This window comes from Delftia sp. ASV31, from assembly GCF_016428765.1.
Taxonomy (GTDB): Bacteria; Pseudomonadota; Gammaproteobacteria; order Burkholderiales; family Burkholderiaceae_C; genus Comamonas; species Comamonas acidovorans.
Genome location: NZ_JAELTK010000024.1, coordinates 65,652 through 72,104, shown reverse-complemented (window position 1 = coordinate 72,104; position 6,453 = coordinate 65,652). Strand labels below are relative to the sequence as shown.

Genomic DNA, 6,453 nt, shown 5'->3' with positions numbered 1-6,453 from the left:
CCCCCCCCCCCCCCCCCCCCCCCCCCCCCCCCCCCCCCCCCCCCCCCCCCCCCCCCCCCCCCCCCCCATTTACTGACACCGCGACCCCCGAGCTCTACACTGTTCGCATTTCGTCGGCAGCCCCCCCCCCCCCCCCCCCCCCCCCCCGACATCCAGTTACTGGAGAACAACTCGACAACGGCCATCTGGGATCTGAGCGGCCCGTCTGCGCCTGTCAACCTGCAATCAGGAACCAATACGCTCAACTACATCGCCAGGTACTACGTGGCTGCCGTGCCCCTTGCCTCAGGAGAGGCGAATGCTGAAGCGACTTTCACCATGAACTATCAATAGGCAGTCCACCGCCTCAGAGAAGCGCCGGCCACCTTCTGGTGGCTGGCGCATTCACCTCCAATGCCTGTGGCATTTCTCTCATATACAGAAATTCAGGATCTCCTATGCCGGTGAAAAATCGCCGATCCAGTCTGCTGTCACATTGTTTCGCCATGGCCGCATTGCTTATTTGCGTCTTCCCGGCCAATGCCAGCATAGTCCTCTATGGAACACGGGTCATATTTTCAGGCGACGAGACGGAAGCCACCCTCAAGATTTCCAATGAAGGAAAATTGCCATCGCTGGTGCAGTCATGGCTGGACACGGGCGATGGAGATATGGCGCCCGAGGGCATAGATGTGCCCTTCGTGATCGCGCCGTCGCTCACCCGCCTGGAAGCCTCGGACCAGCAGATGCTGCGCATCATCCATTCCGGCCAGCCCCTACTCCAGGACAGAGAGTCATTGTTCTGGATCAACGTGCTGGACGTGCCGCCCAAGACCGAGAACGCGAAAGGCTCCCAGGGCAGCCTCGCACTGGCCTTTCGCACGCGCATCAAGCTGATATATCGCCCCAAGGGCCTTCCGGGCGAACCGAAGGATGCGCCTGAGCAGTTGCAGTGGTCCGCGAGCACGACCCGAGACGGGCAGGCCGTACTTCAGGCCCGTAATCCGACCGCATATGTCGCCAATCTGGGCCATATCGCCGTAGAGGCAGCTGGCCAGAGTTTCAAGATGAATGTAGGACATGTGCTGCCAGGAGAAACGGCAAAGTTTGCATTCCAGAAGCCCGCCGAAAACGAACAACTACCCAAGGAGCTTCCTGCGGACGCAGTCGTGGTCTACACCAGCCTCAACGACTGGGGTGGTGCCGAGGGCCACAGGGTCGAACTTGGGCGCCGACGGTAGCCGAAGCCCTGACGCAGCACCGAAAGCCTCCATGCCGGTCACGCGTGACTGGCCGAGGTAGGCAGCACGGCGCAGCAGGTGCAAAAAAAGGCATGTCCATCGAGAGGGATTGCTATGAAGAAAAAAGCCGACAGGGTACGGAAGCCGGGCTGTTTCCCGTTCAAGGCCAAACCACTACATGCCTTGCTGCTGGCAGTACTGGCCTGTTGGCAAATGGATATGCGCGCCTCGCAAACAGAGCACACCGCCGGCAGGATGCCGCCCGCACGCGCACAGCACATCGAATTCAACAGCAGCTTTCTGCGAGGAGGCGACGGGATCGATGTCTTGCGTTTCGCAGAGGGTAATTCTGTGGAACCGGGTCTCTACAACCCGGACCTTCTGGTCAACGGCAACTGGATGGCCCGCACCGAGGTGCGGTTCACTCAACGCAGTCGGGGTGCCAGTGCCCAGCCCTGCTTCAACATGTCCCTGCTGGAGCAAATGGACATTGACATGGCGAGCCTGCCGGCGAACGAGGATGTTGTGGATGGAGACCCAGCGTGCCTGCGCATTGAAAAGGTCGTCCCCGGCGCTTCCGCAAGCTTCAACGTAGGTTTGCAACGACTGGATGTGAGCATTCCCCAGATCCTGATGCGGCGCGTGGCAAGCGGCTACGTGAGTCCGGAGCAGTGGAACGCGGGCGTGACGACCGGCACGCTCGGCTATGACTTCAACACCTACCATGCGCGCGGCGGGCCAGCGGGCAGCAGCACCCAGGGCTACCTGGGCCTGAACAGCGGCTTCAACTATGCGCGCTGGCATTTCCGGCACAGTGGCTCGTTCAGTTGGAGCGATCAGGGACCGAGCCGTTATCAGAGCATCTCGGCCTATGCGCAGCGCGACATCGCCGACTGGTCATCGCAACTGATCCTGGGCGACACCTACACCGACGGGGAGATCATGGACTCGGTCTCCTTCCGCGGCCTGCGGCTGCGCACGGATGACCGCATGCTGCCCGAGTCGCAGCGCGGCTTCGCGCCCGTGGTGCGCGGCGTGGCCAATTCCAACGCCCGGGTAGTCATCCGCCAGAACGGCATCAAGCTGCAAGAGACCACGGTGGCACCGGGCGCCTTCGTGATCAATGACCTGTACCCCACCGGCTATGGCGGCGACCTGCAGGTGGACATCGAGGAGGCCGACGGCTCCGTGCGCTCCTTCTCGGTGCCCTATGCGGCCGTTCCTCGTTCGCTGCGCGAGGGCCAGCACCGCTACAGCCTCACAGCAGGCGCAGTGCGCGGCCTGCGTGAGAGCGCTCCGTTCTTCTCCCAGGCAGGCTGGCAGTACGGCTTCTCGAACATGCTCACGGCCTATGGCGGCGCCACGGTCGCCAAGGGCTATTTCTCGCCCACGGTGGGCGCCGTGTTCAATACACCATGGGGTGCCTTTGGCCTGGACCTCACACACGCCAACACCCGCATCCCCCATGACCGCAGCTACTCAGGACAAAGCCTGAGAGTCACCTACGCCAAGACCTTCCCGGAGTCCGGCACGGGCATCACCCTGGCTGCCTACCGCTATTCCACCAACGGGTTCTTCGGCATCAACGAGGCCATGCGGGCGCGCGACCTGACCCGGCCCGCTGCCAGCGGCGCACCGCTCCTGCTGTCGCGCCCGCGCACGCGCGCCGCAATGACACTGAGCCAGCGCCTGGGCGAGCAAGGCGGCAACCTGAGCATTTCCGCCTCCATGGACAACTACTGGAACCGCGCGGGCCGCCGCGTGGACTACACGCTCAACTACAGCAGCTCGTGGCTGGGCGTTCCCTACAACCTGTCGGCCTCGCGCCAGCGCGATGCCTGGGGCCGCCCCAGCACGCAGCTGTACGCAGGGGTGACGATTCCGCTGGGGGCGGGAAAGCCCAGAGTCATGAGCCGTTTCACACATGACTCGCGCGGCGGCAACCAGTTGCAGGCCAGCACCTACGGGCAGGTCGGCAGCGATCTCTCCTATGGCCTGAATGCCGAATACGGCAGCAGCGGCAACCAGGGATCGCGCCTCAATGCAGGCGCCAATGCCCTCTACCGCCGCCCGTACACGCTGTTCAGCGGCAGCGTGAGCGCGGGCCCGGCCGGCCAGCAACTGTCACTGGGCGCGCGCGGCGCCTTGGTCGCCCACCCCGGAGGGGTCACGCTGTCGCAGCCCCTGGGCGAGACCTTCGTCATCGTGCAGGCCCCGCATGCCGAGGGCGCGCGCCTCACCAATGCGCCCGGTGTACGCATCGATGCACGGGGCTATGCCGTGGTGCCCTACATGACACCCTATGCCATGAACGAGGTGTCGCTGGACCCCAAGGGCATGTCCATGGATGTGGAACTGCAGGAGGCCAACCGGCGCGTCGCACCGGTGGCCGGTGCCGCCGCCATGGTGGTGTTCAAGACGAGCTACAGCCGCTCAGCCGTGCTGCGCCTGACGCAGGCGGACACGTCGCCCGTGCCTTTCGGCGCCGTCGTCTCGGACGAGAGCGGCAAGGACCTGGGCATGGTCGGCCAGGCCGGCAAGCTCATGCTGCGCGGCCTGTCGGACCAGGGGCAGCTGCACGCCCAGTGGAAGGCCGGCGATGGCACGGCCCATTGCAGCATGGCCTATTCGCTGCCGGCGCGGGAGCGCTCCACCGGCTCCCGTGTGCCAGCCAGCATGGACCTGCACTGCGTGCCGTCCCATCTTGCCGCAGCGCCGTCCCATCAGGCCGCGCTGACACCCAGAGCCGAGACCTCGCGTCCCATCGCCATCCGCCAGTCCAGCCTGCCCTTCCAGGCCGAGAAGCATCTTGGCGATTTGCGGCTGAGCCTGCGCATCAGTGTCTTGCGCACCACGGCCGATGCGAAGCGGTACACGGGCCAGGCGCAACCGCCCTTGGCGCCGGACGGCCAGGCAGACAACAGCCCTGGCCTGCGGATCGATCGCAGCCTGGTGGGTGAATTGCGGGACTCGCCAACACAAGCCCAGGCCTCGGTCGGCGTCTGAACCGAGGCGGTACATGGCTGTGCCCACCCCCTTTCCGGCACGCGGTCCGCCGGTCACCTGCCCTGCGATATTGAAATCCGAGAACCGCCTTTTCATTCAGCAACGGAGCATTTTCATGACCATTACCCGTGCCATCGCATTGTCCTCAGTACTCTTCATTTTTTCCATAGGCCAGGCACATGCGCAAGCTTTTTGCTCTAACGATGGAGTCGGCAATTCCATCAACGATGGCAAAAATCACTATGTCCTCCTGCCCAGTAGAACGCTGGAGGTCCCACTGCCGTTTGATATTGAATCTCGTGCAATCGGCAGTGTAGTGGGCCGCGTCGCCTTTCTCCCTTATATCATCAACAAGAAATATACTGGAATGAAAGGGGGTGCAATGTTCTGTGCAAAATACCAAACCTCTGGCTGGTATGGCGTGGGCACCTTTCACCAGAAGCACCGGGCTTATGAGAGCTCCATTCCCGGCATAGGACTGCGCATAGATTTCAGAAAAATGCCTATTCCGACCGACCCAAGCAATGCAATACAGAGCTACTTTCCCATCCAGGAACTGTCCGATGCTCCCATCTATATCTATCTGGTGAAGATTGGCCCGATCAAACAGGCAGGGCCCCTCAAAGGGGTTTTCCTTCAATACAAGGTCGACGACGTGGTCATCGCCCAATACCAGTTTGACCGTGAGGCCGCCGCTCCGACCGGTCCGTTCTGCACCGCGAGCCTGAGCGCAGAGAACCCGGCCACGGCCGCCGTCGCCCATTCTTCCGGTCGCCCCGCTGCTGAGCGCAGGCTGCCGGAAATGATCGCCAAAACTCCATCCTGCCTTGCTGATGAACTGCCAGGCATCAAGCCGGTCATGGGAAGTTCCAGTGTCGCCCAGCTTTCGCTCAACCGCCACTGATCCCAAGCCTGCCTTTGCGAGGGCCTTGGAGCAGGCGCTGCACTCCTCAGAGATGCCATGCGCCTGCACATGCCAGGGCTAACGGCACACGGCACACGGCACAAGACGCTACGTTGTTCTTTCGAACTGCCGCCTTGATTCCAGATGGAGAACCAGAATGAATATGTACAAGCTTTTCGCATTTTCCATGGGAATCATTTTTTCCACCATTTCCGCATCCCATGCAGCATTCTGCATGCCGGCTGACTCCAATCCGACCACTGATGGAAAGAACCATTACATTGCATCTTACCCCGTGAATCAGGTCCTGAGTTTACCCATCAACATAAACTCCGAACCAAACGGCAAAGTGTTTGCAGTAATTTCGCTTAACCCAGTAATCGACAACAAGAGATATTCCTCAATACCTGCGCGAGTGGTTTGCTCAGGCTTTGGCAGACCTTCATTTTCAGGATTCGGAGTCCCTGATGACAGAATCTATCCCAGCAATGTCCCCGGAATAGGATTGCGCATGTCAATGGAAGGGATTGGAACAATTCCCAGCGATCGACCTACACTAACGAATTCATACACCATTCCCGAAGGAGAAAAATCCACCATTACAATAGATTTCATAAAAACAGGACCCATCAGTACTATTTTTGGAGAGATCCAACTGGCAGGACCATACATGGAAATGAAAATTGCCGGAGCACTCGCCGCGCAATACGTTTTCTCCGGTGTCACCCTGGTCCCCATCAATCCCACCTGCACGCTGGTGTCGGACAGCATCAGCGTACCGCTGGGCACGCATCCCGACACACGCTTCACGGGTTTGGGTGCGACCACGGACAAGGTGCCCTTCTCCATCCAGCTGAGCTGCTCCGGCGGCGACCCGAACACCCAGATCAAGCCTTTCGTGACGCTGTCGGGCACGACGGACACGCAAGTCCCCTCGGTGCTGGCGCTGACCGGCTCGCAGGTCAGCGGCGTTGGCGTGGAGGTGCTGAGAAATGGCGCGATCCAGGGCTTTGGCGCAGCCAACGGCTGGCAGGCGGGCACGATTTCGCAGGGCACGGCAAATTTCCAGATCGACCTGGAGGCGCGCTACCGGCAGATCAGGAATACCGTGAGCGGCGGTGGCAGCGCCAATGCCTTGGCGACCTTCACCATCGACTACCAGTAGGCCGGTCGCAGCATGGCCGTAACGCGGCGGTAACACAGCGGTATCGGCTTGGGCCATGAGACAAAAGGGTTAACCCCAGTCCAAAAACGTCGCAACCTCTGCGACATTTCAACCAAGCAAGGTTGCACCATGTCTTCTTCATGGTGCATCTCCATTCG

At 61.3% G+C, this 6,453-nt stretch carries 5 protein-coding genes; all 5 read left to right on the top strand.

From position 1 onward, the window contains the following. Window positions 1–333: fimbrial protein (locus tag JHD82_RS11265; RefSeq protein WP_374191643.1), on the top strand; the 333-nt coding region annotated here is incomplete at its 5' end. Between the two features lie 152 nt (window positions 334–485). Then, on the top strand, window positions 486–1,220 hold the full coding sequence (locus tag JHD82_RS11260; RefSeq protein WP_233174701.1) for a molecular chaperone: 735 nt from the start codon (window positions 486–488) through the stop codon (window positions 1,218–1,220). A gap of 114 nt (window positions 1,221–1,334) precedes the next feature. Next, on the top strand, window positions 1,335–4,226 hold the full coding sequence (locus JHD82_RS11255) for a fimbria/pilus outer membrane usher protein (RefSeq protein ID WP_199136517.1): 2,892 nt from the start codon (window positions 1,335–1,337) through the stop codon (window positions 4,224–4,226). 13 nt (window positions 4,227–4,239) lie between these two features. Beyond that, window positions 4,240–5,130 (top strand): hypothetical protein, encoded by an 891-nt coding sequence (locus JHD82_RS11250; protein WP_199136515.1) that lies wholly within the window; start codon window positions 4,240–4,242, stop codon window positions 5,128–5,130. A gap of 157 nt (window positions 5,131–5,287) precedes the next feature. Further along, on the top strand, window positions 5,288–6,295 hold the full coding sequence (locus JHD82_RS11245) for a fimbrial protein (RefSeq protein WP_199136513.1): 1,008 nt from the start codon (window positions 5,288–5,290) through the stop codon (window positions 6,293–6,295). Window positions 6,296–6,453 lie beyond the last annotated feature (158 nt).

Coding starts and splice junctions, on each gene's coding strand:
- JHD82_RS11260 (WP_233174701.1), top strand. CDS start 486: ATGGCCGCATTGCTTATTTGCGTCTTCCCGGCCAATGCCAGCATAGTC.
- JHD82_RS11250 (WP_199136515.1), top strand. CDS start 4,240: ATGGCTGTGCCCACCCCCTTTCCGGCACGCGGTCCGCCGGTCACCTGC.
- JHD82_RS11255 (WP_199136517.1), top strand. CDS start 1,335: ATGAAGAAAAAAGCCGACAGGGTACGGAAGCCGGGCTGTTTCCCGTTC.
- JHD82_RS11245 (WP_199136513.1), top strand. CDS start 5,288: ATGAATATGTACAAGCTTTTCGCATTTTCCATGGGAATCATTTTTTCC.